Genomic DNA, 25430 nt, shown 5'->3' with positions numbered 1-25430 from the left:
CCAGGAACTCGGCTTTGCGAATGAAGATCAGGGCGTTGGGCACCAGGGCTGCCGCTGTATGCGCCGACTTTTCCCATATGGATCAAGCCGGGGCCGAGGACGTGATAGGCTTTGCCGCCGGCGCGGTGCTGGTGGCCCTGCTGCTGGTCGCCACCCCCGCAGGCAGCATCACCCTGCCGGTGCTGCTGCTGATCTACGCCACCCTCTCGCTGATCGCCTGGCTGGTCTTGCGCCACTTCTTCAAGGGCCCCAAAGGCCAGGTGAAACACTTCGACCACGATATCAACGATTGAACAAAGCCCCGTCCGGTCTGCACTGGGCGGGGATCCCCGAGCAGCCAAACGACATTCGGGAGACCACTGAGCAGCGCCCGCGCGCCGATGTAGTCGCACCTGACCGTCGGTAACGAACAGATCGAGCGGGTGCCCTGGCTGTCGCAGATGGCATGCAGCTTGGTGTTCATTCTACACTTGCCTCGCCCCCTCTCTGGACATTGCTGCGCAATGCCCTGCCGGGCAAGGGATCAGGCGGCCGCACCTCCCCTCGTCGGGGAATTGATCCACTGGATCAGTTCCTGATCCTCCATAGTTCGCGGCCATGCTGGTCGCTGTGCGGTGGGCTTTTAGATACGTCGCGTCGATCATCACGGCCTGTTCTTCGCCGTGCCCGGCGGCCAGCCCCGCCATCATCCGCGCGAAGATGCCTTCTCGCTCCAGCGCGTTCAGCGGCTGTAGAGAGACTTATGCGGGCCGTACTCCCGAGGAGCATCGCACCAGCGCAACCCATCGCGATTGATAAAGATACTCCGCTCAACACACGTCGGCCATCAACGCGGGGCTCGCCGTGGAACTTGGGAAAGAAGGGCTCAAAGCGCGCCATATGCGCATCCGTCAGCCAAAAAAATCAGACAATTCACCGCTCCGTTTTCGGAACCGTGAATCACGCGTTGCAGCAGAAACCTTCTGATCCTGTCCCTAGGCCTCTCGTTTGGCAGACACCATCAGCCACCATGCAAGTAGCGGAAAACCAGCAAGCTCGAAGGCGAACGAAGGGGCAATGGCAGCGCTGAATACCCCGCCGGTGTCCATGGCGCTTAGTCGGAACAGGCCCGCAACTGCGATCATCGCCGACAGAATGATCAAGGTTGGGCGAAGCTGGCGCATTGCAAAACCTCCGATCATGAACACAGCACCGACGCCAAACCAGACACCACCAATAAATCGTATGTGACTATCTTGAGCATGGAATGCTGCCGCATCGGTGATCGAAACGAAATCACGTGTCGATTGCCATCCCAGTGTCTTTATCCCGCCAAGGCCGACGTTCAAACCTAGGAGGACGATGACGGCACCAATGATCACGACGACCGCGTTCAGTAGTTTGATCTTCTTCATTTCATGTCTCCTAGAGGTTGGCGCTGAGGCTGAATAATAATTGGTACGCGTTCCATATTAATGAAAACTTGACATTGCAAGATTTATTTGGGACGCGTTCCAGATTAAATTGGAGTGTCCAACCATGGCTAGACGCGCTGGCAGACCTCGCCGAAGCGAGACCGATATCCTTGGATTCCAGGCAAAAATTGGGAAGCACGCGCTTGAGATTTACCAAGCAGAAGGCTTCGAAGCGATTTCAATCCGGCGTCTGGCGAAGGAGGTTGGATGCGCGCCGATGACGATCTATGCGCATTTCGAGGGCAAGACAGATATCCTGCGATACCTTTGGGCGGACGTCCTATCGGACATGTCAGATGAAATCCGGAAGACGCTAACGGATATCGCTGCTCCAAGTGAGCGGTTGCAGTCGGCGGCACAAACCTTTGTCGCCTATTGGACCAATCATCCCGATCATTTTCGACTTGTCTTTATGTCCAACGACGTGAACCGCGCGGATGTCAGTACCTTCGTGAGCGATGAGAAGACCCTGGCACATTTCGCAGTCTTTTCAGATTTGATCCGAGAGGTTCTTCCGGACGCAGCCGATGTTCAAGTGAGGACCGACACGCTCATATCGGGAATGATCGGCATTGCTCTTTGCATGAACACTATCCCTGATTACCCTTGGGTCGATGCACCACTGATGACCGAACGTTTATTAAAAAGCGTCGTTGCATAAGCCGATAGGCAGTTTCGGAATGAGACAGACTTCCATGCGATCAGCAGCATTAGAACAGTGGGCCGATAGCATACTTGAGGCGATGCGGCGCCGAGAGACCAGACCAAGCTTGTCCCAGGCCAACCGTGATAGGCTCAGGCCCGCCGAGATCACCCAATACCGCACCTTAGACGGACCGTGGCTTTCAAAACTAGCGGTTGCGCTGCTACCCAGCTTTGACAGCGGCGCAGGACGGGACGGGTCGCCGTTGCCATAGCATCACGATGATCGCTGTCACCACGATCTGAACAGATGCGAAAACGATCATGGCCGACAGCAGGCCGAGCCTGTCCGCCAGTGCGCCGCTGGCAATCACAGGCAGCGAGAAGCCGAAATAGGCATAAACGAAGAGACCCGCCGTCGCCCGCGCCCGATCATCCGGCGCATGCAACGAGACCTCTGCCAGAGCGGCGAGATAGGTAAAGCCATAGCTGGCCGCACTGGTGATGCAGGTGCCGATCAGAACAAATGCCAGAACCTTCAGCCAGACACCGGCCAGAAGAACGAGAAAGCCGAGCGGGATCAGGACAAACCCGAGGGCGAGCGCCCGTTCGTTGGTCATGCGGCGGGCAATCGGCTGGCACAGAAAGCCCACGAAGATCGCAAGAAAGATGACAAGGCCCGTCCAGCCGCCAAGGTCGTTCGCGGCAAGTTCCAGCGGAACAACCGCAATGGTCATGCCTGTCGTGGACCAGGCCAGCGCCATCGCGGCCCCGAAAACCCAAACGCCAGCCGGGAACACCGGCAGGCGCAGAACCGATACCGGCTTGGGCGTATCGACCCGCGGCAATGCAAGGACAAGGACCGCAAGCACCGGTGCTGCCACAAACAGCGCGATATAGCTCGCAGGCAGCAAACTTGGCCCCTGCACACCAAGGCTGATACCGGTCGCCAGAGCGCCACCACCAAAGCCGAGCGATGTTGCGGAGGTGACAATCAGAGCGGCGCTCCTTGCGCGCTCCGCGCCGCGAATTTCCGTCATATAGGCGGTTCCGGCAGTCGTCGCGAGACCTGTCCCGATCCCGAGCAGGAAGCGCGCGATGACCAGACTTGTCCAGCTTGGCACCTGCACCAGCAGCGCGGTTGCGACGACTCCGAAGATCAGCGCCAGTGCAATCGGAACCCGGCGACCGATCCGATCCGATAGCCCGCCAACCAGCAGCAGCGTCGGCATGAGACCTCCGACATAGGCCGCGAACGCGACCGTCACTGCCGTCGCCCCAACATCGCTTTCGGCGGCATAGACATCATAGAGCGGAGCCTGAAGGTTCACGGCGAATGTCACCGTGAACAAGCCAAAGGCAAGAAGCGAAATCGGGATGAGTTTGGACATGGGGTGGACCTTGAAGGTTGACTTCAGATCGGAATGCCATGAGCCTTTAAATATGACAATTTTTCTATTGTACTAATTACAGTGAAGAGATGAGGAAATCCAGATACATACGCTTGGCCGACATGCTCTCGGCAGTGATCCAGCAGGGCAAGCTTGCCCCGGGCACCAAACTCCCGACACATCGGGCGTTTGCGGAGCAGTTCAACGTCGCCCTCGCCACGGCGACGCGCGCCTACGGGGAGCTTGAACGTCGCGGGCTGATTGTCGGCGAGGCTGGTCGCGGCACCTATGTGCGCGACCTTGACCTGCCGACGACGCTTGGTGTTCGACAGACCGTCAGCGATGGTCTCGTCGACCTCGTCTTCAACATGCCGGGTGACGCAGCCGATGCAGATATGCTGCGTGCTGGCCTTCGGCGGCTTGCGACCACGGGTGATCTTGAGGCGATGCTGCGCTACCAGCCCCATGGCGGACGCACGCACGAACGCCGGATCATCGCCGAAAACCTCACATCAACGCTTGGTCCCATTGATCCCGAATGCCTGTTGGTCACCTCCGGTGGCCAGCATGGATTGGCCATCATCGCCCTTGCGCTATTTCAACGCGGTGACGCCATCGCCACCGACACGCTGACCTACCCCGGCTTCAAATCCATCGCGACATTGCAGGGGATTGACCTTATCCCGGTGGACGGGCGGCACGGCGTGATGAGCCCGGATGATCTGGACAGACAGTGCCGCGACCGAAAGATCCGGGCAATCTATCTGATGCCCACCGTCCATAATCCCCTGGGCGCAGTCATGGACGAACCAACGCGCCACCGTCTGATCGGCGTCGCGCGCAAACATGATCTTCTGGTGATCGAGGACGCTGCATACGCCTTTCTGGAGCCGGACCCGCCGCCGAGCCTCATCTCGCTTGCGCCGGAGCGTACCGTTCATGTGGGCGGCTTCTCCAAGAGCCTCGCTACGGGGCTACGCCTGGGATACGTGATCGCCCCTGCAAACCACTGCGACAGACTGCTTGAAGCGATCCGGGCGACGACATGGAACACCCCGGCGCTGATTTCCGGTCTGGTCACGGGCTGGGTGGAAGATGGCACGCTGGTGGCTTCGGAGGAAAACCGCAGACGGGATGGCGCTGAGCGCCAGCAGCTCTGCCGGACCGCGTTGGGTGGCGCGCGCATCCTGTCGCACCCGAATGCAGGTTTTGCCTGGCTGCCGTTGGAGAAGGGTGTCCGCGCCGAGCCTATCGTCACACGTCTGAAAGAACACGGCATCTCGGCATCGGGAGCAGACCCCTTTGCGACAACCGTTGCTGTGCCACAGGCATTGCGGCTCGCTTTCGGTGGCATTTCAAAGAGTGAGTTGAGGGAGGTTTTCCAGACCGTCCGAAAAGCCGTCGAGGAAACTTCGATAGCCTAGGGAAGCTCCGGCACCGGCTGTCGAGCGAATACCGCGAACTGACGTTTGCCGCCGGTTCATCTTTGGTGCCGCTTGCTGACGGCACATCCGGCAAAGGGGGGAATGAGCATTGGCAGCCGTGTCATGCCAAACATCCAACACTCCGCACCCATCCGAAAGGCAGGGCTTCAGACACGGGCGGCCTCATCGGCCAGAAACGCCCCCTGACACCAGACACGTATGGCGAATGGACAGCTGCAACCGCAAACCGTGCGAAAGCAGGCACCTTGATGTGGTGCCTGCTTCGATTGCTGTACTGGTCCCCTAGGCAAACAGGATGTCATCTGATCCCAAAATGGTGATCGTCACAGTTTCCGTATCCAGACCGCCATCGCCGTCATCGACCGTGTAGGCGAAGCTGTCTGTGGCCGTCTCCCCGCTGTTCAAATGCTCGAACATACCGTCGGCGGAATAGGTGAACGTGCCGTCGCCGTTGTTGATGACGTTGCCAAGGGTGCCGCTGTCATCAACCGTGAACACAAAGGTATCGCTGTCAGGATCGGTGACATCCGCCGCAACCGTAACCGAGGGGCTTGGGCCATTCAGGGTCGAGCTGAAAGAAGCGCCGTCGACACGCAGATCATCCGTCCGCAAAAACTCGTAGTTCAGCGGGCCGACCGAAATCTGGGCATCCACCGTGACACCGCCTCCAAGATCCAGGCCTGAGATGTCCAGCTCGATGCTGTCGATGTTCTGATTGGTGTCGGCAAACAAAATCCACTGAGGGTTCGACAGGTCGACATCGCCGTTGCCCCCGTTGATGACCCAATCGGTCGAGGCGATTGTCTGTCCCGTCCCATCCACGAACACCTCGCCCGCGAATGCCCAGCCGGTGCTATTGGGGTTGGGCTGGACGATCACGCCGTTGCCCTCGCTGAGATACTGCGCGGCGATCTGATCAAAGGTGAAATTCGCGCCCCCGTCGCGCTGGATAGACGCCGCCGTGCCCGTGTCGAAATCGTAGACATAGAAACGCCCGGCATTGGGGATCGTTTGGGCCCCGACGCTGTCGGAACTGGCGACCTGCGGATCTTCGTCGACAGTGCCTGTCACCGCTTGTGCCACCGGAGCGTCATTTGTGCCGTTCACTGTGAACGACAGGGTTTGCGTGTCAGAGCCGCCGTTGCCGTCCTGCACGGTCACGTCATACTCGATCATCAGCGTCTCGCCCGCGGCCAAATAGGCCGCATCCACCGCGCCTATGTCAAAAGCCCAGTCCACAGAGCCGGACGCTTGCGCTGCGGTGCTGTTCACGCTGAGCTCGATCAGGGCCAGCGCCTGCGCCGAGGTCAGCCCGCCTGCATCGCCCACAAAGCGCACCGCATCAATCTCTGCCGTGTGCTCATCCGTGACATCGACATCGTTGAATTCAATCGTGCCCTGACGGGTGATCTCCATATCGTAGTCAAGGCCGACAAAGTAATTGGTCTCGTTGTCACCATCACTCGCCAGGAACAGCTTGAGACCCAAAGACGGATCAATCGCGTTGGTTTGATCGGGGGTTGAGGACGCCGGGTCAAAGCCATCAAACGTGCCAATCAGCGCACCCGAACTGCTGAACACCGAGATGACATCGCTGAGACCGTCGAGGACGATTTCGAGGCTAAAGGTATTCTGCTGCCCGCCGCTCAGATTGAGTAGGTTCAGCTCAATCGCGCCATCCTGTAGCGAGTCTCCCGGCTGCGAGTCCGTCTTGAGCTCGCCGTTATACAGGCGTCCCGCCCTGCTGTTGACAGAGAAATACGACACTTGGCCGACACCATCGGTGAGACCAAAAAAGACGTCCTGATCGCCGCCTGTCCGTGCGACTTCACCCTGAACAGTCACGACGACCTTGTCGTTCGCCTCCAGCGCGCCTTGCTCGACAATATCAAAAACGGTGTGTGGCGCACGCCTGTCTTCGGTGTTGATATTCACCCGCATCGCATCCTGACCGCCGACCGTCTGGATCGAAGCCGTGCCGCTTGTGGGATCAAAGACCTCGATGAAATCTTGCGCGTCAAAGCTGCCGGATGTGGCAAAGCCCGCGCCGATCTCTTCCACCAGATCAGAGTTTGCGACATTGATGACCGGCGCGTCGTTCTGGCCGGTGACGGTGATCGTCACGGTTTCGGTCGCAGTGCCGCCATTGCCGTCATCCACAGTGTAGGCGAAGCTGTCGGTTGCTGTTTCTCCAACCGCTAGGCTGTCAAACGCGCCGCTGGGGTCATAGCCAAACGTGCCATCGCCGTTGTCGGTGACCGTTCCCAGCGTAGCACTCGTGTCGATGCTGAATGTGTGGGTGTCGGTGGCATCCACGTCCGAGTAATCAGCAGCAACTGTGACGGCCGGGCCGTCTTCGTCAACGGTCGCAGACACGGCCATGGCTACAGGGGCGTCGTTTTGTCCTTCGATCACAATATCATAGGTGACAGTTGTGATATTGCCTTCGTCATCCGATATCACCAGCGTCACGGTTTCGGTTGTGCTCTCGCCCGCGCCGAGACTGTCGTAGGCGGTCCCGGGATCGAAGGACAGGCTTGCACCGCCGCCGACCCCGATTTGGCTGGTCTGGCTGGCTCCACTGTCCTGCGCCGTCAATGTCCCGCCGCCGGTAACACTTGCCGATACCAGTTCCACCGATGTCCCATCCAGATCGTAGTAGTCCACCTGGAACTGCAGCGCGTCACCTTCTGACGTGCTCAAACCATCATCGCGCAAGATCACCAGAGGCGCGTTGTCGCCCGCCAGATCAAATGTGAAATCGTCGAATTGCAGCACTTCAAAACTGTGCAGAAAATCGCAGCCGTCCTCGCCCTGGACATAGGTCCAGGGTCCACGGCCAAAACCTGAAACCTGATAGTCCAGCACAGAACCGGAAAAAACCGCAGTGTCCCGTCCCTTGCCACCAAACATGACATCGTTGCCGCCGCCGCCTTCTACGGTGTCGTCACCTCGTCCGGTATAGATACGGTCACGGTACTCGGAGCCGGTGACCTCATCGTTTCCCCGGCGCGTCCAGATGAATTGTCCACGGGATGCGTCCGACGCATCTACTTCCATATCAGTATTTCTCAGATAGCCACGACCGCGATATCCCATGGTGATACTCCGTTATTGTCATTGGACAGCTTTCGGGCCCCATCCCCTAGCCTTCCTGCGACCTCTGATCCGAGACCAGAAACACGCAAAAACAAGCTAATTTTTAATAAGTTAAGGATGGGAGCGACAATCACCCGAACGGGTGATTTTTATGGGCGAAACAGAAAGTTATTCCATTGGAAACAGTAATGCGTTCAAAATAACCCAAATGAGTTGGGGGAGATAATGAGAACCACCAATCGGGTTATGAGCGGCTGGCAGCTTTTCTGTTTCAGCGTTCTCAGCGCACCATTGGCCATGGTCAGCTTCGCAATCGTGAGCTTTGCGCCAACCTTTTACGCAATAGACATGGGGTTGGGGCTGGCGGTTGTAGGGGCCGTGTTTATGTTTGGTCGCTTGTTTGACGTGTTCACGGACCCGCTGATTGGTGCGCTGAGCGATCGGACCTTCGGCGCACGCGGCCCCCGAGTACCGTGGATGCTGTTTTCTTTCCCCGGGGTTTTGCTGTTTGCCTGGTTGCTGCTCTCGCCCCCGGACGGGGTTGGTCCGGTGTATCTGTTCTGTGTGATCTCCGGCTATTTGCTTTTTGTGACCGCTTTTGATGTGCCTTACTCCAGCATTGGTTTGGAGATTTCTCCCAATGTGCACGAGCGCTCGGTGCTGGCTGGCACCAAGGCTGTGTTTCAAATCCTGGGCGCCCTGGCCGCGTCACTGGCGCCCGTGATCATTGGGGCGCAGATGGGTCTGTCGCTGCGCACATTGGCGCTGGCCTTTCTCATAACGATGCCCGTCGCAATGGCGTTTTTTCTGATCTGGGCGCCGCGACAGCAAAGCCGGGAGGCCCGGACCCGTCTAAGCCTGTGGACTGCGTGGCGTAACTGCTTGCAGGAGCGCGCGTTTCGCAGGCTGATGATTGCGTTCTTTGCCGTGCAGGCAGCCAACGCGATGACGGTCGGCCTATTGGTGCTGTTTGTCAGCCATGTTCTGAATGCACCTGCGGTGGTGGGTCAGATGTTCTTGCTGCTGCTGGTGGGCACGGCAGTCTTTGTGCCGCTGTGGATCTGGCTTTCCAGCATGATCGGCAAGCGCCGAACTTGGACAGTCGCGATCACGATTTGCGCCGGTGTCTTGTCGGGCTGCTACATGGTTGGCGCCGGCGACATCCTATTGATGCAGGTGATCTGTATCGGCCTGGGGGCCTGCATGACCTGTGACGCGGTGATGCCGACGTCGATGCTTGCAGATATCGTCGCTCGGGATGAAGCCGACAGCGGCCACCCAAGAGCTGCCAGCTATTTGGCCCTGAAAAACGCGGCTTCCAAGATGGCCTTTGTTGCGCCAATGGGGATCGCTTTTCCCATCCTGGGTTTGGCCGGTTTCGACAAATCCGGCGTAAATGGCCCGGAGACCTTTGGCATCCTGCTATTCTTCTTTGCCGGGCTTCCCGCTGTGCTGCGACTGGCGGTTGCAGGATATCTCTGGCGCCGGGTAGGTGATGTGACGGTCACAACCACCCCAGCATGAGCCAGGCCTTTGTTCCACCGACCCCGGTCGAAATACGGGCAGAAGAAGCCCGTATGTTGCGAGAGCGGGCCAGAGGTTCCGCCCGCTTCGCCTTTACTCTGATTGCCTTGATCGCCGTCAGCCTCGCCTCCGTGCGTCTCTACCGCGAGGCGGTCCTATGGGCGGGCCTTGCTTCGATCATGGTGGTGATCACGGTTCTCTACGCGCGCGCCTGGCCTCAGGCAGAGGAGACCCCGGAACAGGTTGATCGGTACCTGATGGGCCACATCGCGATCTCAGCCTTTACCGGCCTGGTTTGGGGCATTTGCGCGATCCAGCTGGCCAGTCCGACATCTGAACTCCAGACTTTTATGGCGGGGCTGTTTCTGACATCAATCACCGCCGGTGGGGTCATGGCAGGAACCGTGTACCGGCCTGGCTACCTCGCCATTGCCATATGCTCACTCCTGCCGTTCGGCCTGTTTCTCTTGATCACAACAGATGGCGTGATCCGTATCTATGGCGGGTTCATCCTGTTCTATTTCAGCTTCTGTTTCGCCACCAATTTAACGGCCAGTCAAAAGACAAAGGATGCGCTCGCAGCCCAATTGGTCAGTCGGCAGGCTGAAAAGGCTTTGGAGCAATTTGCCGAAGCCGCCAGGCACCAACACGCGGCCAAACGTTCCCTGAAGGCAATTCAGCACGACATGACCCAGCCTCTATTGGCCCTGCGCAACTTCCTGGCCGAGATGGATCGCCAGGCCACTTCGCCGGAACAGGCGGTCTTGGTGCGCCAAATCCGATTTGCATTGATCAGTCAGGAGGCGCTGGTCGAGGAGCTTTCGAATGTGGAGCAACCCGCATCAAGACTGACGCATACCGAAATCGACGTGGCAGATCTGCTGTCTCGGCTGGACGAGGAGTATCGCCCGCAATTTGCCGCAATAGGCTGTGATTTCGTAGTAAAAAATGATCTGGGGATCATCGAGAGTGACCGCCCCAAGCTGGAGCGTATCCTGCGAAATTTCCTGAGCAACGCAGTAAAATACGGGGCCTCCGGCGGGTATGTGCAGCTGTCGGTTTTCGTGACCGGCGACGAGAGCTGGTGGCAGGTCACGGATCGGGGCAGAGGCATGACACAGGACCAGATTCAGGCGGTGCGCCAACGCGAAAACCTGCCCGCAACCCGCAATGGCCAGGGGTTGGGCCTGGGCATCGTACGGGAACTTGCCCAAGAGCTGGGCGGCACATTTGAGATCAAGTCCAGCACAACCACAGGCACGCAGGTGTCGCTGCGACTGTCACACCAGCCTGTCGAGGTCGCGCGCGATCAGGCCTTTGTCCTGGTTATTGGGCAGGATACCCTTCCGAACATGGGCGCATGGGCGGATCTGGTCTCGTCCTGGTACTGGAAATTTGCCCATGCGGACACCTGCCAAGGAGCGGCAGACGCGATCACGCTGCTGGGACAAGTCCCCGATCTGATTGTATTGGATCCCGTCGCCGGGCAATCGTTTTCCGAAAGCGAAATCAGTGACCTACAGCAATTCGCGCCGACGACCTATCTCTTGCGTGCCCCGGTCGGCGATGCGCACGGTCAAGACAGGAACGGGATCGAATTGCCGGACCGGGAAGTCAACTTGCGGCGCGCGCTGGAAAGCCGCCTTCAGAACAGCGCCAATTCGCGCGCCCTTTGAACCGCTGCGGCGCGGTTGCCCACAGAGAGTTCCCTGAAGATCGTTTTGGCATGAGTTTTGACAGTGTTCTCGCTGATTGAAAGGGCGCGGGCGATGCTCTTGTTGGTGTAGCCTTCCGCCATCATCGACAATATGCGCTGCTGTTGCGGCCCGAGTTTCGGGCGGACGATCGTGTCCATTCCATCAGATTGGAACATCGTACGACGGGCGCCATTCTCAATAGATTTGGCCGGTAGCGGCCCCTCATCGACGGCAGCAAGGATGGCGTCCAGCAAAACCTGCTCTTCACACGATTTGTGGACAAAGCGAAACGCTCCGACCATCTGGGCATTGGTCCGTGTTTTCGCATCTTCCGACGCCGACAGAACGATCACCTGAACGCCAATATTGCGCGCGCGCAACGCGCCGATCAGCGCGATCCCGTTGAACGGCTTCATCGCCAGATCAGTGATGACCACATCCCAGGTTCGACCGCTGTCTATCTCTGCCAAAAAATCGGTGGCCGTCGTGAAACTCGTCACGTCTAGGTCCAAAGCGCTGCTCTCGAACACGTAGGAGAGCCCCTGCAAGAAAATCGCATGATCATCAATTATGGCGAGGCGGATCGAAGCAGTTTCCACTCATTATCCCCCTTTCAGTCATCTGTTTTTGGACCAATTTCTATTGAAAATCTTATTTGATGCAGAGAGCAATTCCATTGTTACGGAGTGCCGCATTTTTCTTCAGCAAGTGACCTTTTTAGAAGTTGAAGGACAACTCTCACCCTCGATCAGCGTTTTGCCCCACAATGAGCGGCTGCTTTATTTGCAAAAAACAACCCCAATCGTTGCGCATGTGCAGCCTTGTCAGCCAGGCTCCCCTGTCCCTGCCTGCATCGGGCCGGAACCCGCCCCGGCCCGCTCATCCCTCAGTTTCACCAAGCCTGCAATCTCGACCATCTCGTAGCTGCCACCGATCCGCCACTGGACCCCCGGCCCCGGCTTCCCTATATAAACAGTCAGGAAACGAACCGAGGCCCGAATGACCAACGCATCCGAACCGCTGGAAGGCACACCGCTGATCGCCCCCTCCTCTGTCAGCCACGAGCTGTACGAGCCTGTGGTGGACGCTTGCCGGTCCGTCTATGACCCCGAGATCCCGGTCAATATCTACGAGCTGGGCCTGATCTACACGATCGACATCTCTGCCGAGAATGACGTGAAGATCATCATGACCCTGACCGCCCCCGGCTGTCCCGTGGCTGGCGAGATGCCGGGCTGGATCGTGGATGCCGTCTCGCCGGTGCCCGGCGTCAAGAGCGTCGATGTCGAACTCACCTGGGAGCCGCCCTGGGGCATGGACATGATGTCCGATGAGGCCCGCCTCGAACTGGGCTTCATGTGAGCCCACGCAGGAACGATCTGGCCTGATCCTGCGGTCGCCCATCGTTGCGTCCGCACCGACCATCCGCAACGCGGCAGCGCTTCTGGCCTGCCGCGTTTGTCATATCCGCCGCGAGGCTGCACTCCCTGCCGCCATTGTCGACCGCCCAGACGCCCGAGCCGACGCCCGACCCGACCCCCCGTGGCCGTTCCGTGGCGCGATCATAACGCAGGATAAATGCGCCTCCCCCTGCCCGCCCCCTTGCCCCGAGGGCCCATCCCCCCGTAATATCGGCCTTATAATTGGCGGCACCTCAGCCGCAGCCGCCCGATCCTCCGCGACAGCTGCCCCGGCAGCGCGCAACACCACCCGCGGGCGCGCGCACCCAATTTGGAGTTCCATATTTTGCCCCGCATTTTCGCCTGCCCGACGTCGCTGATCGCACTTGCCCTTGCCGCACCGCTCCTGACCGGCCCTGCCCTGACCGGCCCCGCCCTCGCCGACACCGCGCCCGAGGCGATGAGCCTCAGCTACGGGCCGCGCCCCGCGTATCTGGTCGCAGCCCTGCCCGAAGGCCCGCTGAAAACGAAGCTGCAATCCTGCGCCGCACAGACCCCGCAATCCACCGAGTTCTCCATCGCGCATCGCGGCGCGCCACTGATGTTTCCCGAACACACGGTTGAGGGCAACCGCGCCGCCGCCTCCATGGGCGCCGGGATCCTGGAATGCGACGTGACCTTTACCAAAGACCTGGAACTGGTCTGCCGCCATTCGCAGAACGATCTGCACACCACCACCGATATCCTCACCAGCCCCCTCGCCGAGCACTGCACCCAGCCCTTTACCCCGGCCAGTGCCGACACCCCCGCCACCGCCGAATGCCGCACCAGCGATCTGACGCTGGCAGAGCTGATGACCCTGCAGCCAAAGATGGACAGCAGCGACGCCACCGCCACCAGCGCCAAGGCCTTTCAGGGTGGTCTGGCCCCCTGGCGCAGCAATCTGCATCAGGGCGAGGCAACACTGCTCAGCCATGCCGACAGCATCGCCCTGTTCCGCGAGCTGGGCGCCCGTTTCACGCCCGAACTGAAGGCGCCCGCCGTCGCCATGCCCTTCAACGGGATGACACAGGACGCCTATGCGCAGAAACTGATCGACGCCTATGTCGCCGCCGGCATCCCTGCGGCGGATGTCTGGGTGCAGAGCTTTGACCTCAGCGATATCAAATACTGGCTCACCCATACGCCGGAGTTCGGCCGTCAGGCGGTCTATCTCGACGACCGCTTTGCCCGCCATGACGCCGATGAGGGGCAGATTGATCCGATGGATCCCGCAACCTTCCGACCCTCGATGCAGGAGCTGAAGCAGATGGGCCTCAACTACATCGCCCCACCGATCTGGATGCTGCTGACGCTTGATGGCGACCGGATCGTGCCCTCCGCCTATGCACGGGCCGCGCAGGAGGCCGATCTGAACATCATCACCTGGACGCTGGAACGCTCCGGTCCGCTGACCAGCGGCGGCGGATGGTATTTCCAGTCGATCTCGGATGCGGTGACCTCGGATGCGGCCGTCTACCAGGTCCTTGATGTGCTGGCCCAGGATGTGGGGGTTGTCGGCGTATTCTCCGACTGGCCCGCAACAGTCACCTATTATGCCAATTGCATGGGGCTTTGACCCCTCCCCCCTTGAGCCTGCGCCATCGCCCCCCTAAATTGGAGGTAACGCGCGATAGTGGAGACAGAGATGTTCGGCATTCCCGGCAAACAAGCGGTGACCATCACCGACAAGGCAGCGGCCCAGATCGCCAAGCTGATGGACAAGGGCGGCCATTCCGGCCTGCGCATCGGCGTGAAAAAGGGCGGCTGCGCCGGCATGGAATACACGATGGAATATGTCGACACCCCCGATCCCAACGATGAGGTGGTCGAACAGGATGGCGCCCGTGTGCTGATTGCACCGATGGCGCAGATGTTCCTCTTCGGCACCGAAATCGACTATGAGGTCTCGCTGCTGGAGGCCGGGTTCAAGTTCAACAACCCCAATGTCTCCGAGGCCTGCGGCTGCGGGGAATCAATCAGCTTCAAGGATATGCCCGCAGGCTGACCTGCCAGCCCCCGTTGGACTGGGGCAGACGCAGATCACAACCCAGACGTGCGGCCTGAAAAAATAGACGCCCCATTGCCGTTTTTCGCAGCCTTGGCGCGCAACTTCGGTATTGTTCAACATGTGCAGGCCACAGGCTCCATGCGAACAGGCGAATTGTTCCCCAATCCGAACAATGCTAGGACAGGCCAAGCAGCAAGCTGTCCCCCGTCAGGGGCATGAAGGCAGCACCGATTTTGAGGGAGATACGCAGATGCGTCGCAAGATGGTCGCAGGCAACTGGAAAATGAACGGCACCGCAAGTGCGCTGACCGAGCTGGGCAATCTGGCCTATAGCTGCAAGTCGGCCAAAGCCGAAGTGGTGATTTGCCCCCCGGCAACGCTGCTCTACCGGGCAGCCAATGTCTGCGTCGACAGCAAGGTCGACATCGGCGCCCAGGATTGCCATAGCGCGACCTACGGTGCCCATACCGGCGACCTCAGCGCCGAAATGCTGCATGACGCCGGGGCGAGCGCGGTGATTCTCGGCCATTCCGAACGGCGCGCCAATCACGGCGAGACCGATGACATGGTCCGCGCCAAGGCCAGAACCGCCATTGCAGCGGGACTCACCGCCATCATCTGCGTCGGCGAAACGCAGGACCAGCGCGAGGCCGGCAAGACGCTGGAGGTGGTTCGCGCCCAGCTGGCAGGCTCGCTGCCGGACGACACCAGCGGCACGAATGTGGTGGTCGCCTATGAACCGGTCTGGGCTATTGGCACCGGCAAAGTGCCTACGGTCGAACAGATCGCAGAGGTGCACAACGACCTGCGCGCAAGCCTCGTCAAACGCTTTGGCGGTGAAACCGCCAATGCCATCCGCCTGCTCTACGGCGGCTCGGTAAAATCCAGCAATGCCAAGGAGATCTTCGCGGTGGCCCATGTCGATGGCGCGCTGGTCGGCGGCGCCAGCCTCAAGGCTGCGGATTTCGCCCCCATTGTCGCGGCTCTCGACGCCAGCGACTGAACGCGCCTGACGGCGCGGCCTCCGGCGGGAGTATTTGGGGAAAGATGACATCGCCCCGTGCCCGCTTTTCACCTTTCGCACAATACTCTGGGGTGAATGCTCGCCAGCGCAGAGGGGCAAAGCCCCTGACATAACGCCAGATAGAAAAAGGCCCGGGACACTCTCCCGGGCCTTTTCATATGCGGGGGGATGCGCCGCAGCGCTACTTTGTTATGATCTCCGGCCCCATCACCGCATTGGGCAGCACCGTCGATATCCACGGGATATAGGTGATCATGATCAGGAACACGAAGAGCACCGCCAGGAACGGCAACGCCGCCCGCACCACCGCCATCATTGGCATCCCCGCAACCCCGGAGGTCACAAAGAGGTTCAGACCAACCGGCGGGGTGATCATGCCGATCTCCATGTTGACGACCATGATGATGCCCAGATGAATGGGGTCGATCCCCAGTTCAATCGCAATCGGGAACACCAGCGGCGCCACGATCACCAACAACCCCGACGGCTCCATGAACTGACCACCGATCAGCAGGATCACATTGACCACGATCAGGAACATCACCGGACCAAAGCCGGCCGACAGCATCGCGGTGGCAATCTGCTGCGGCACCTGCTCATCGGTCAGCACATGTTTGAGGATCAGCGCATTGGCAATCACAAACAACAGCGTCACCGTCAGCTTGCCTGCCTCAAACAGGGCATGGCGCGTATCGGCGTGAAAGAAGGACGGGATGAAATAGACCACGGTCTGCCCCAGCATCTTGGGCAGCATGGTCACAAACTGCCCCAGATCCTTCGGTTTTGGCGCCGATTTCAGCGGCCCCATGTCGCGGTAGACAAAGGTCGCGACAAAGAAGGCATAGACCGACGCCACAGCCGCTGCCTCTGTCGGGGTGAAAATCCCGCCATAGATGCCGCCCAGAATGATCCCGATCAGCAGCAGACCAACCGAGGCATTGGCCGCCGAGGCTGCAACTTCCCCCCAGCCCAGCCATTCGCCCTTGGGCAGGTTCTTCACCTTGGCCATCACATAGATGGTCACCATCAGCATGAACCCGGCCATCAGGCCCGGAATGACGCCCGCCAGGAACATCCGCCCCACCGAGACCTCAACCGCCGCCGCATAGACCACCATCACAATCGACGGCGGGATCAGGATGCCCAGCGTGCCCGCGTTACAGATCACACCGGCCGCGAACTCCTTGCTGTAGCCGACCTGACGCATCCCGGCGATCACGATGGATCCGATGGCCACCACGGTGGCCGGTGACGACCCGGACAGGGCTGCAAACAGCATACAGGCAAAGACGCCGGCAATCGCCAGACCACCCGGCAGATGACCGACACAAGCGATCGAGAACCGGATGATCCGCCGCGCCACGCCGCCGGTGGTCATGAAGCTTGACGCGAGGATGAAGAAGGGGATCGCCAGCAGCGTGAAATGCCCCTCGAAGGCTTCAAAAAGCGTGCCCGCAACCGACGCCAGCGAGCTGTCGGAATAGATCAGCAGGAACAGCGTCGAGCTGAGGCCAAGCGCCACCGCGATCGGAACCCCGATCAGCAACAGGCCGATGACCATGGAAAACAATAGGACGACATCCATCAGTCGTGCTCCCCGCGCTGCGCCTGAACCTCGGCAATTTCATCTTCGACCTCATGGCTGGCCACCAGACGATCGACATCGCCGCGCAGGATCTGCACCGCCGCCTGACCAAAGCGCAGCAACATCAGCAGCATCGACAGCGGCAGCACCACATAGGGCACCACTTTGGGCAGTTTCTCGTAAGAGTCGCCGTAGTTGATCAGCTCTTCGAGAAATCCGAACACCGCCACCATCGGCACATCCTGCACCTCGTAGAAGCTCTGGCTGCGCGCTGACATGTCAAAACCGGTGGGAAACCAGCGCCCGGAGGTGGGCGGCAGATCGGCAAACACAGCCCAGTAGTCATAGGCGCCCTTCAGCAGCAGCAGCGAGAACACCAGGCAGCAGCCGACCGAGATCAGCCCGATCACCCGGCGCGCCGGCGCCGACACCATGTTGAGGATCGCATCAACCCCCAGATGCGCATGCACCTTCACCGCATAGGATGCGCCCAAGAGCACCAGCCAGGCAAACAGGAACACCGTCAGCTCCAGCGCCCAGAGAATATTGGAATTGAACACAAATCGCGCCACCACATTGGCAAATGTGATCAGGGTCATCAGCCCCAGCAGCAGCGCAATCAGCGTCTCTTCGAGTGTATTGATAAGCCCGGTCGGGCCAGGTTTTGCCCCCGCCATATCGCTCTCCCTCGATGTTTGGATAATGGGATACCGGCGCGGATGGCGCACCGTGCAAATTGGGGCGGCGCGTCAGTCGCGCCAGCCCCGGATCTTCAGCCTGTGGCCTTTACATGCCTGCGTTGATCGACTGTGCCGCGTCGATCATGTCCTGACCAACGTCACCTGCGAATTTCTCCCAGACCGGCTTCATCGCCTCGACCCAGGCCGCGCGCTGCTCGGGCGTCAGCTCACGCACCACGCCACCGGCATCAATGATCGCCTGACGCGCTTCGGCGTTCACCTTGGTGGATTCGGAGTTCCGCGTTGCCGTGACCTCGCCAAGGATGGTCAGGAACTGCTCACGGACAGCAGGCTCCAGGCTGTCGAGCCAGTCAACAGAAGTCACCACCAGATAGTCCAGCGCGCCGTGGTTGGTCTCGGTCACACCGTCCTGCACCTCAAAGAACTTCTTGCCGTAGATGTTGGACCAGGTGTTCTCCTGCCCGTCCACAACACCCTGCTGCAGCGCGCCGTAAACTTCGGAGAAGGCCATTTTCTGCGGGCTGCCACCGATCGCTTCCATCTGCGCCACCAGCACGTCCGAAGACTGCACGCGGAATTTCAGCCCATTGGCATCCGACGGCGCGATCAGCGGCTTGTTGGCCGACATCTGCTTCATGCCATTGTGCCAATAGGCCAGCCCCTGCAGACCGCGGCGCTGCATCGAATCCAGCATCGCCTGACCATTGTCAGAGGCCTGGAAAGCATCAACCGCGTCGATGTTCTTGAACATGAACGGCAGGTCGAACAGGCGGAACTGCTTGGTGAATTTCTCGAATTTCGACAGGCTTGGCGCGGCCAGCTGCACGTCGCCCTGCAGCATCGCTTCCAGCACCTTGTTGTCATTGTAAAGCGTGGAGTTCGGATAGACCTCCAGACACATGGTGCCGTTCATCTCTTCGTTGATGCGCTTTTCCAGCAGCGAGGCGGCAATCCCCTTGGGGTGCTTGTCGGTATTGGTCACATGGCTGAACTTGACGACGATTTCGCCTTCCTCACAGGCCGCCATGGCGGCACCGGCACTCATGGTCAGCGCCACGGCGGTGGCAGCAGCAGTTACAAATTTCATGTCTTTCCTCCCAGAATATCTCCTTGGCCTTTGCAACAGCAAAGACCCCGACGGCAGCATCACGGCGCTGGCCTCTCCGCTCAAGCCTTTGTTACAGCGTCACGAGACTGGAAATTTATGAATTTATAACAAAAGCTTACAGAACCAATCTCAGGTCACCTCTCAGCGACACCACCATGGTTGTGCGAATTCCCGCACAGGGAGGCGGCCCTGCTGTGCGGATTTCCGCACATTCTGCGCGTGCGCGAGACGCGGCCCGGGATGCGGTCTTGGGAATCAGCGCCCGTCATCTTTCCATAAATACTCAAATCCGACGCCCGCACCGGGCAGAGCCAGCGGCGCCGGGGCGTTGCACAGGCGCCGCGCGCCCTGCCCGCGTTTGATTAACCCGCAGCTGTCACATTGGGCCGGTCGCGACATCCGGGCCGTCTGACACACGGTCCACCGATCCGGGGCATCTGGCACATGCCCCGGCAGGAGACCGGCCCGCGCCCCGCAGCATGCAGGGTGCAGGCGTCCAGACAGCCATGGTTGACGGACATGGGCCCCGGCTGACACCCGCGCCCATCCCCCTCCGCCCATGCGCCCTAAGGGGCCATCCGGCGGCGCCGCCATTCACTGCCCTCGCCGCCCGATCAGGCGTGGCGAGAAACAGCGAAAGACACAGCAGACCGCGCTCAGCGGCGATAGTCCTCAGGCCGGATGCCATAACGCGCCAGCTTGTCATAAAACGTCTTGCGCGGCAGCTTCAGGGCTTTGGCCGCGGCAGAGGCATGGCCGTTCTGCCGGCCCAGCGCCGCTATGAGCAAGGACCGCTCGACCTGCGCCAGCTGCTCGGCCAGCCCCAGTTCCGCCGATTGCGCCGCCTCCTCCGGCATGCCGAGGACAAAACGCATGGCCGCCGACATCAGCGATCGCGCATTGCCCGGCCAATCCTGCGCCATCAGCGCCGCCAGATGGTCCGGTGGAATATCCGGTACGGCAATGCCCGCCTGCTCTGCCGCCTGCGCCACGTAATGGCTGAACAGCACCGGGATATCCTCGGGCCGCTCCGACAGCGCCGGAATGCGCACCCGCATCACGTCCAGCCGATAGAACAGATCCGCCAGAAATCCGCCACGCGTCACCTCTTCGGCCAGATCCGCGACAGTCCCAACCAGAACCCGCGCCTCCACTCGCTGTTCCAGCGCCTCCAGCATGGCATATTGCGTCTCTTTCGGCAGGGCGGCGATTTCATCCAGGTAAAGCGATCCGCCCGCCGCCTCGCGGCACAGATCCGCAAACCCATCAGGGGTCAGCCCCGCCGCCGGGCGTTTCACAAACGCGCCCTGACCACGCGGCGACATCAGGTGAATGACCTCCGCCACCTTGGAGATCCCGCCACCCGGTGCACCGGTCACCAGCACCTCGGCCCCGGTGGCCGCCACCGCGCGGGCACGGGCGCGCAGCTCCGCCACCTGCGCCGAGGTGCCAAAGATCATCCGCGCCGCCGCATCGCCGCTTTCCAGCCGCGACTTCAGTGCGCGGTTCTCCCGCACCAATGCCCGCGTCTTCAGCGCCCGGCGCACCACCGTCATCAGATCCGCAGTGGCGCAGGGTTTTTCGAGGAAATCAAACGCCCCCTCCGCCATCGCCTGCACCGCCATCGGGATGTCACCTTCGCCGGTCAACAGGATCACCGGCAGATCACTGTCCACCTCGCGCACATAGCGCAACAGGTGAAACCCGTCGCGTCCCGGCATCCGCATATCCGACAGGATCACCCCGTCAAAATCGGGCGTGATCAGATCCTTGGCCGCCACAAAGGATCCCACCGTGATCGCGTCACACTCCGCCAGCTCCAGCGTCTGGCCGAGCGCCGCCCGCACCGCCGCATCATCGTCCACCACCAAGACACGATTGGTCATGCCACCTCATCCTGTTGTTGCGGCTCGGCACCTGCCTGCGCACGCCAGCGGTCCAGCTCCACCGTGAATTCGGCGCCATCGCCGGTGTTGACGCCCCGGATATCGCCGCCAAAGCTCTGCACGAGCCCGTAAGAGATCGACAGACCCAGCCCCATGCCATCGGCGCTGCCAACCGCCTTGGTGGAATAAAACGGCTCAAAGATCTTCTCGGGCTCCTTCAGCCCCGGACCGATATCGCGCACCGTCACCGCCAGCCGCGCGGCAGCATCCCCGCCGCGGGTCTCAATCGCCATCCTGATCTCGCGGCGCTCCTGATCCAGCATCGCATCGGCGGCATTGTTGATCAGGTTCACAAACACCTGCGACAGCCGCACCTCGCCGCCCCAGGCAAAGACCGGCTCCGCAGGCGGCTGCCAGACCAGCGCCACCCCGTCCTGCCGCAGCCGCTGCTCCGTCAGCTCGACGGCGGTATTGATCACCTGCACCAGATCGACCCGGCCCATCGGTTCGTTTTCGTTGCGGGCAAAGGCACGCAGGTTCTTGATGATCCGCGCCATCCGACCGGCCATCTGCGCAATCCGGCCCAGGTTCTCGCCCGCCCGTTCCGGCTTGCCGCGCGCCACAAAAGCCTCGCCGTTCTCGGCATATTGCTGGATCGCCATCAGCGGCTGGTTCAGCTCATGGCTGATCCCCGCCGACATCTGCCCCAGCGCCGACAGCTTGCCCGCCTGCACCAGCTCCTCCTGCGCGCGTTTCAGCGCCGCCTCCGCCTCCTGACGTTCCTGCACCTCGCGGGTCAGCCGCATATTGGTGGCCGACAGCGCCCGCGTGCGCGCCTCGACCCGGCTTTCCAGCGCCGCATTGGCCTCCGCCAGTGTGCGCCGCCGTTCCAGCGCCAGCGCCAGCATCGTGCCCAGCGCCAGCACGATCGCCGCCATCGCCGCCGCCTGCAATCCTGCCAGACGCTGCGCCGGGGCCACATCCACCAGGATCTCCCCCACCATGCCGATCTGCGGCAGGTTCACCGCCTGATGCAGCGCCCGCTCCGGCAGATAGGGCGACCAGCGCAGATCCCAGACCTCATGCGGCCCCTCGAGCCAGGACCGAAGCGCCACCTGTCGCCCATCGGGCGGCGACAACCCCGGCCCGTCGGTGCTGCGCTGCCAGAACAACAGCTCCCGCCGGTTGGCAATGAACACCTCACCGCCCCGGTTGGTGAAAAACACCGCCGGCAGCGAGCCGCGCCAGGTCTGCTCAACATCCTCGACATCAGCCACCACCACCAAGGCGCCGCGCACCCGGCCATCGCCGTCGAAATCAGGGGCCGCATAGACATAGGCCCGCCGCCCATCCGGTTGCAGCACATCATATCCGGTGCCCAGCGCCCCCTGCATCGCACGGTGGAAGTAGCGGCTCTGGGTCACATCGCGCCCCATCACACCCTCAGCAGCGACCACCACCCGCCCCGCCCGGTCGACAAAGAACACATCCAGCGCCGCCGTCTTGTCCGCCACCTCGCGCAGCAGCCCCTGCGCCGCCGCCCGTGCCTCGGCGCGGTCCAGCTGCTTCAGCGTCGGGTGATCGGCCATCAGCACGGCGAGCTCCTGATAGACCTGCAATTGCGTGGTCACCCGGTCCGAGGCCAGCGCCAGATCCGCTGCACTGCGTTCGGCAAGCGAATCAAGCGCTTGGCGATAGCCCAGCCGGTAGACACCCGTTGCCACAGCCGCCACCGCCCCCAGAAGAAGCGCCAGAATGATCCAGCGATGTGCGTGAAACTGCGTCATTGGCCGCACAGTAGCAAAGCCCCCCTTGCATTGACCAGCCGCCTTGGCAAAAGCTGCGCAGATGAAGACATTGACCCAATCCCCCACCGACCCCGATTTTGTCCAATCCCCCTACGGTTTTTACGCCGAGGCCCGCGCGAACGGACATCTGCATTACTGGCAGGACTACAAGATGGTTGCGGCCTTCTCGCACCCGGCTGTTCATACCCTGCTGCGCGACCGCCGCTTTGGCCGCGAAATCCCGCCGGAGATGGCGCGCGAAAGCCCCGCCCATCTCGCCCCCTTCCTGCAGGTCGAGGCGCATTCGCTCCTGGATGCAGAGCCACCCCGCCACACCCGCCTGCGTCGCCTTGTCTTGCGCGCCTTCACCAGCCGCGAGATCAAGGCGCTGGCGCCCGGTCTCGAAACCCTCTGCCACGAGCTGATCGACGCCTTCCCTCAGGACGCGCCCTTTGACCTCCTGTCCACCTATTGCACTCAGGTCCCGGTGATCGCGATCTGCCGCCTGCTGGGCGTGCCCGAGGATATGGCGCCGCAGCTCCTGGACTGGTCGCACAAGATGGTCGCCATGTATCAGGCCTCCAAGACGGTCGAGACCGAACACGCCGCCGCGAAGGCCAGCCAGGAATTCATCGACTTCCTCACCGCCTATGTGGACGAACGCCGCAAGACCCCGGGCGAGGATCTGATCACCCGCCTCATCCAGGCCGAGGAAGACGGCGAAAGCCTCTCCACCGATGAGCTGATCGGCACCTGTATCCTGCTGCTCAATGCCGGGCACGAGGCCACGGTGCATTCGCTGGGCAATGGTGTGAAAACCATGCTGCAACAGGGCTGGGACACAAGCTGGCTTGCCCCCGACGGCATAGAAGGTCTGGTTGAGGAAATCCTGCGCTATGACCCGCCGCTGCATATGTTCACCCGCTACGCCTATGAGGAGGTCGAGATGTTCGGCCATAGCTTCCAGCGCGGCGATGAGGTGGCACTGCTGCTGGCGGCGGCCAACCGCGACCCCGAAATGCTGGAGGATCCCGAGCGCTTCGATCCCACGCGCCCGGCGAAGGTGAACACCTCCTTTGGCGCAGGGCTGCATTTCTGCGTCGGCGCACCGCTGGCGCGGATGGAGATGCAGATCGCCCTGCCGATCCTGTTCGAGCGTTGCCCCGACCTGAAACTGGCCGCCGCGCCGGAGTATAACAACACCTACCATTTCCACGGGCTGACAGGCCTGATGGTTCAGGTCTGATCCCCAAACGTGGCGGGCCGGCGCGGCCTGCCACAACACCACCGCCCCCCTCAGGCTGGGCTTCGCGGCCGTCCAAAGATCAGCACCGCAGCAGCCACAACAGCCACAGCCGACGCGCAGCGGATCACGGTCTGAAAATCATAGGCCTGCGCAATCAGCCCGACCGCCGGGCCCGCCATCACCCCGCTCACCATCAGTGTATTCCAGTAGATCGCCGTCGCGCGGGCGGGTGTGTCAGGCGCAAAGGATTGCACATAGCTGATGCCAAGGCTGGCATAGAACCCGTAATACAGCCCCTCCAGCGCCGCCCCCGCCAGCATCTGCGGAAAGCTCTGCACCGCCGCCAGCAGCTGGATCGTCACAACCGCCAGCCCGGTGACCGCCAGCAGCGCCCGCCACATGCCGATGCGCGCAATCACCCAAGGGGTGGAGAAGATCGCAATCACCTCGACAAAGGTCTTGATGCTAAAGGCAAACCCCGGCGCATAGCCGGGCAGCCCCACCTCTTCGACGTAAAAGATCGGCAAGGCGGAAAACGTCAGCGAATGCGCGCTCGACAGGCAGAACACAAAGCCGGCCGCGAGCCACAAACCCTGCGGCGCCACTGCGGTCTGGCCGGCGCTGTCCTGCGCGGGCGCACGGCCCGGCATCGCGGTGATGTCACGGGGCAGCGTAAACCACCACAAAGAGATCCAGACCATCGACACCGCAACAGCCATCACAAACACCGCCCGAAGACCAATCCCATCCGCAATCAGAAACGTGACAGCCGGGCCGATCATCCAGGCCGTTGAAGTCGTGGCCCGCATATGCGCATTGAACCGCACCCGCTCCACCTTGTGACGCTCGGCCAGACTGCCGCCGAGGCTGAACATGGTCGACACCGCGCTGGAACTGATCCCGAACCCTATAACACCCGCCGTCAGCACCACCCAGAGCGCGGGCAGCAGCGCCAGCGATCCCGCCGCAAACACAAACCCCGCCGCGGCCAGTCCGATCAAGGGAAACACCCGCGCGCCGGCATCGATGCGGCGGGCAAACTGCCGGTTGGCCACCAGGGTGAGGCTGATCGCCATCCCGGCATAAACGCTGATGATCCAGGGCTCATACCCCAACCCCCTGACCAGAAAATAGCTCATGAAGGGCACAATCATGGCGGTGCAGATCGTGCCGCAGAACAACAGCAGCAGAAACAGCAGGCGGGCCGTCACCGCACCCACAGGTGCCGCGGAGGATGGGGAAATGGCCATGATCAAGTCAACTCAACTGCAAATGCCTCACCATTGCCGGAGCGCCCCCGCTGCGCAAGCCCAGCGTCCAGACTGGCTGCCCCGCCGCCCCGTCATCTTTCCAGAAATACTCCGGGGGATGTGACCTGCGCCGCAGGCGTG

At 61.2% G+C, this 25430-nt stretch carries 20 protein-coding genes and 1 pseudogene; 10 read left to right on the top strand and 11 right to left on the bottom strand.

The features are described from left to right. Positions 1-77: 77 nt before the first annotated feature. Positions 78-293 carry a hypothetical protein gene (locus VWZ81_RS03755; protein WP_416555409.1) on the top strand — a complete coding sequence of 72 codons (216 nt, stop codon included), beginning with the start codon at positions 78-80 and terminating at the stop codon, positions 291-293. A 32-nt stretch (positions 294-325) separates the two neighbouring features. Here VWZ81_RS03755 and VWZ81_RS03750 read toward each other — a convergent pair. Both VWZ81_RS03750 and VWZ81_RS03745 read right to left on the bottom strand, forming a co-directional pair. Then, positions 326-879, bottom strand: a pseudogene (locus VWZ81_RS03750) (IS5 family transposase); the annotation flags it as partial. Positions 880-974: 95 nt separating this feature from the next. Beyond that, a complete protein-coding gene (locus VWZ81_RS03745) occupies positions 975-1394 on the bottom strand; it encodes a DUF4345 domain-containing protein (protein ID WP_416542116.1) in 420 nt (139 codons plus the stop codon). Positions 1395-1518: 124 nt separating this feature from the next. Between VWZ81_RS03745 and VWZ81_RS03740 the strand changes: the two genes are divergently transcribed. Next, the gene (locus tag VWZ81_RS03740) at positions 1519-2115 is read left to right on the top strand and encodes a TetR/AcrR family transcriptional regulator (protein ID WP_416542115.1); all 597 of its coding nucleotides are present in this window, start codon (positions 1519-1521) and stop codon (positions 2113-2115) included. Positions 2116-2320: 205 nt separating this feature from the next. On the opposite strand, the gene VWZ81_RS03735 is transcribed toward VWZ81_RS03740, so the two are convergent. Beyond that, positions 2321-3487: an MFS transporter gene (locus VWZ81_RS03735; protein WP_416542114.1), complete on the bottom strand. Its 1167-nt coding sequence runs from the start codon at positions 3485-3487 to the stop codon at positions 2321-2323. Positions 3488-3576: 89 nt separating this feature from the next. Between VWZ81_RS03735 and VWZ81_RS03730 the strand changes: the two genes are divergently transcribed. Next, positions 3577-4911: a PLP-dependent aminotransferase family protein gene (locus VWZ81_RS03730; RefSeq protein ID WP_416542113.1), complete on the top strand. Its 1335-nt coding sequence runs from the start codon at positions 3577-3579 to the stop codon at positions 4909-4911. 303 nt (positions 4912-5214) lie between these two features. Here the strand turns inward: VWZ81_RS03730 and VWZ81_RS03725 are convergent, their stop codons facing one another. After that, on the bottom strand, positions 5215-8031 hold the full coding sequence (locus VWZ81_RS03725; RefSeq protein ID WP_416542112.1) for a VCBS domain-containing protein: 2817 nt from the start codon (positions 8029-8031) through the stop codon (positions 5215-5217). Positions 8032-8256: 225 nt separating this feature from the next. Here VWZ81_RS03725 and VWZ81_RS03720 point away from each other — a divergent pair, with 225 nt between their 5' ends. Together VWZ81_RS03720 and VWZ81_RS03715 are read left to right on the top strand one after the other, a co-directional pair. Further along, a complete protein-coding gene (locus VWZ81_RS03720) occupies positions 8257-9555 on the top strand; it encodes an MFS transporter (protein WP_416542111.1) in 1299 nt (432 codons plus the stop codon). Beyond that, entirely contained in the window at positions 9552-11231 is a 1680-nt protein-coding gene (locus tag VWZ81_RS03715) for a sensor histidine kinase (protein WP_416542110.1), read from the top strand. Before VWZ81_RS03720 ends, VWZ81_RS03715 begins: the two co-directional genes overlap by 4 nt. Here the strand turns inward: VWZ81_RS03715 and VWZ81_RS03710 are convergent. Next, on the bottom strand, positions 11201-11851 hold the full coding sequence (locus VWZ81_RS03710; RefSeq protein ID WP_340545950.1) for a response regulator transcription factor: 651 nt from the start codon (positions 11849-11851) through the stop codon (positions 11201-11203). The genes VWZ81_RS03715 and VWZ81_RS03710 overlap by 31 nt on opposite strands. A gap of 400 nt (positions 11852-12251) precedes the next feature. Here VWZ81_RS03710 and VWZ81_RS03705 point away from each other — a divergent pair, with 400 nt between their 5' ends. The 4 genes from VWZ81_RS03705 to tpiA all read left to right on the top strand — a co-directional run bounded on the left by VWZ81_RS03705 (position 12252) and on the right by tpiA (position 15705). Next, entirely contained in the window at positions 12252-12614 is a 363-nt protein-coding gene (locus VWZ81_RS03705) for an SUF system Fe-S cluster assembly protein (protein ID WP_340545951.1), read from the top strand. 384 nt (positions 12615-12998) lie between these two features. Next, positions 12999-14270, top strand: coding sequence for a glycerophosphodiester phosphodiesterase family protein (locus VWZ81_RS03700; protein ID WP_416542109.1), 1272 nt, complete (start codon positions 12999-13001; stop codon positions 14268-14270). Between the two features lie 69 nt (positions 14271-14339). Then, on the top strand, positions 14340-14699 hold the full coding sequence (locus tag VWZ81_RS03695; protein ID WP_340545952.1) for a HesB/IscA family protein: 360 nt from the start codon (positions 14340-14342) through the stop codon (positions 14697-14699). 253 nt (positions 14700-14952) lie between these two features. Further along, positions 14953-15705: a triose-phosphate isomerase gene (gene tpiA / locus VWZ81_RS03690; protein ID WP_416538993.1), complete on the top strand. Its 753-nt coding sequence runs from the start codon at positions 14953-14955 to the stop codon at positions 15703-15705. A gap of 202 nt (positions 15706-15907) precedes the next feature. Here the strand turns inward: tpiA and VWZ81_RS03685 are convergent, their stop codons facing one another. The 5 genes from VWZ81_RS03685 to VWZ81_RS03665 form a co-directional block, all read right to left on the bottom strand. Next, positions 15908-17311 carry a TRAP transporter large permease gene (locus tag VWZ81_RS03685; protein WP_416538994.1) on the bottom strand — a complete coding sequence of 468 codons (1404 nt, stop codon included), beginning with the start codon at positions 17309-17311 and terminating at the stop codon, positions 15908-15910. After that, complete coding sequence (locus VWZ81_RS03680; protein ID WP_340545955.1) at positions 17311-17988, bottom strand: TRAP transporter small permease; 678 nt, start codon at positions 17986-17988, stop codon at positions 17311-17313. Before VWZ81_RS03680 ends, VWZ81_RS03685 begins: the two co-directional genes overlap by 1 nt. 109 nt (positions 17989-18097) lie before the next feature. Further along, positions 18098-19099, bottom strand: coding sequence for a DctP family TRAP transporter solute-binding subunit (locus VWZ81_RS03675; protein ID WP_340545956.1), 1002 nt, complete (start codon positions 19097-19099; stop codon positions 18098-18100). A 677-nt stretch (positions 19100-19776) separates the two neighbouring features. Beyond that, a complete protein-coding gene (locus tag VWZ81_RS03670) occupies positions 19777-21006 on the bottom strand; it encodes a sigma-54-dependent transcriptional regulator (protein ID WP_340545957.1) in 1230 nt (409 codons plus the stop codon). Next, positions 21003-22793 (bottom strand): sensor histidine kinase, encoded by a 1791-nt coding sequence (locus tag VWZ81_RS03665; protein WP_416542108.1) that lies wholly within the window; start codon positions 22791-22793, stop codon positions 21003-21005. Before VWZ81_RS03665 ends, VWZ81_RS03670 begins: the two co-directional genes overlap by 4 nt. A 61-nt stretch (positions 22794-22854) precedes the next feature. Here VWZ81_RS03665 and VWZ81_RS03660 point away from each other — a divergent pair, with 61 nt between their 5' ends. Beyond that, positions 22855-24039: a cytochrome P450 gene (locus tag VWZ81_RS03660; protein WP_416538995.1), complete on the top strand. Its 1185-nt coding sequence runs from the start codon at positions 22855-22857 to the stop codon at positions 24037-24039. A gap of 50 nt (positions 24040-24089) precedes the next feature. Here the strand turns inward: VWZ81_RS03660 and VWZ81_RS03655 are convergent, their stop codons facing one another. After that, positions 24090-25289: an MFS transporter gene (locus VWZ81_RS03655; RefSeq protein ID WP_416541423.1), complete on the bottom strand. Its 1200-nt coding sequence runs from the start codon at positions 25287-25289 to the stop codon at positions 24090-24092. Positions 25290-25430: the final 141 nt, after the last annotated feature.

The organism is Phaeobacter sp. JH20_34 (assembly GCF_048056095.1).
Classification (GTDB): domain Bacteria; phylum Pseudomonadota; class Alphaproteobacteria; order Rhodobacterales; family Rhodobacteraceae; genus Phaeobacter; species Phaeobacter bryozoorum.
This window is presented reverse-complemented; position numbering and strand designations above follow the sequence as displayed.

Excerpts from the sequence above, each read along its gene's own strand:
- VWZ81_RS03755 (WP_416555409.1), top strand. The coding sequence starts at position 78 with ATGGATCAAGCCGGGGCCGAGGACGTGATAGGCTTTGCCGCCGGCGCG.
- VWZ81_RS03745 (WP_416542116.1), bottom strand. The coding sequence starts at position 1,394 with ATGAAGAAGATCAAACTACTGAACGCGGTCGTCGTGATCATTGGTGCC.
- VWZ81_RS03740 (WP_416542115.1), top strand. The coding sequence starts at position 1,519 with ATGGCTAGACGCGCTGGCAGACCTCGCCGAAGCGAGACCGATATCCTT.
- VWZ81_RS03735 (WP_416542114.1), bottom strand. The coding sequence starts at position 3,487 with ATGTCCAAACTCATCCCGATTTCGCTTCTTGCCTTTGGCTTGTTCACG.
- VWZ81_RS03730 (WP_416542113.1), top strand. The coding sequence starts at position 3,577 with ATGAGGAAATCCAGATACATACGCTTGGCCGACATGCTCTCGGCAGTG.
- VWZ81_RS03725 (WP_416542112.1), bottom strand. The coding sequence starts at position 8,031 with ATGGGATATCGCGGTCGTGGCTATCTGAGAAATACTGATATGGAAGTA.
- VWZ81_RS03720 (WP_416542111.1), top strand. The coding sequence starts at position 8,257 with ATGAGAACCACCAATCGGGTTATGAGCGGCTGGCAGCTTTTCTGTTTC.
- VWZ81_RS03715 (WP_416542110.1), top strand. The coding sequence starts at position 9,552 with ATGAGCCAGGCCTTTGTTCCACCGACCCCGGTCGAAATACGGGCAGAA.
- VWZ81_RS03705 (WP_340545951.1), top strand. The coding sequence starts at position 12,252 with ATGACCAACGCATCCGAACCGCTGGAAGGCACACCGCTGATCGCCCCC.
- VWZ81_RS03695 (WP_340545952.1), top strand. The coding sequence starts at position 14,340 with ATGTTCGGCATTCCCGGCAAACAAGCGGTGACCATCACCGACAAGGCA.
- tpiA (WP_416538993.1), top strand. The coding sequence starts at position 14,953 with ATGCGTCGCAAGATGGTCGCAGGCAACTGGAAAATGAACGGCACCGCA.
- VWZ81_RS03685 (WP_416538994.1), bottom strand. The coding sequence starts at position 17,311 with ATGGATGTCGTCCTATTGTTTTCCATGGTCATCGGCCTGTTGCTGATC.
- VWZ81_RS03680 (WP_340545955.1), bottom strand. The coding sequence starts at position 17,988 with ATGGCGGGGGCAAAACCTGGCCCGACCGGGCTTATCAATACACTCGAA.
- VWZ81_RS03675 (WP_340545956.1), bottom strand. The coding sequence starts at position 19,099 with ATGAAATTTGTAACTGCTGCTGCCACCGCCGTGGCGCTGACCATGAGT.
- VWZ81_RS03670 (WP_340545957.1), bottom strand. The coding sequence starts at position 21,006 with ATGACCAATCGTGTCTTGGTGGTGGACGATGATGCGGCGGTGCGGGCG.
- VWZ81_RS03665 (WP_416542108.1), bottom strand. The coding sequence starts at position 22,793 with ATGACGCAGTTTCACGCACATCGCTGGATCATTCTGGCGCTTCTTCTG.
- VWZ81_RS03660 (WP_416538995.1), top strand. The coding sequence starts at position 22,855 with ATGAAGACATTGACCCAATCCCCCACCGACCCCGATTTTGTCCAATCC.
- VWZ81_RS03655 (WP_416541423.1), bottom strand. The coding sequence starts at position 25,289 with ATGGCCATTTCCCCATCCTCCGCGGCACCTGTGGGTGCGGTGACGGCC.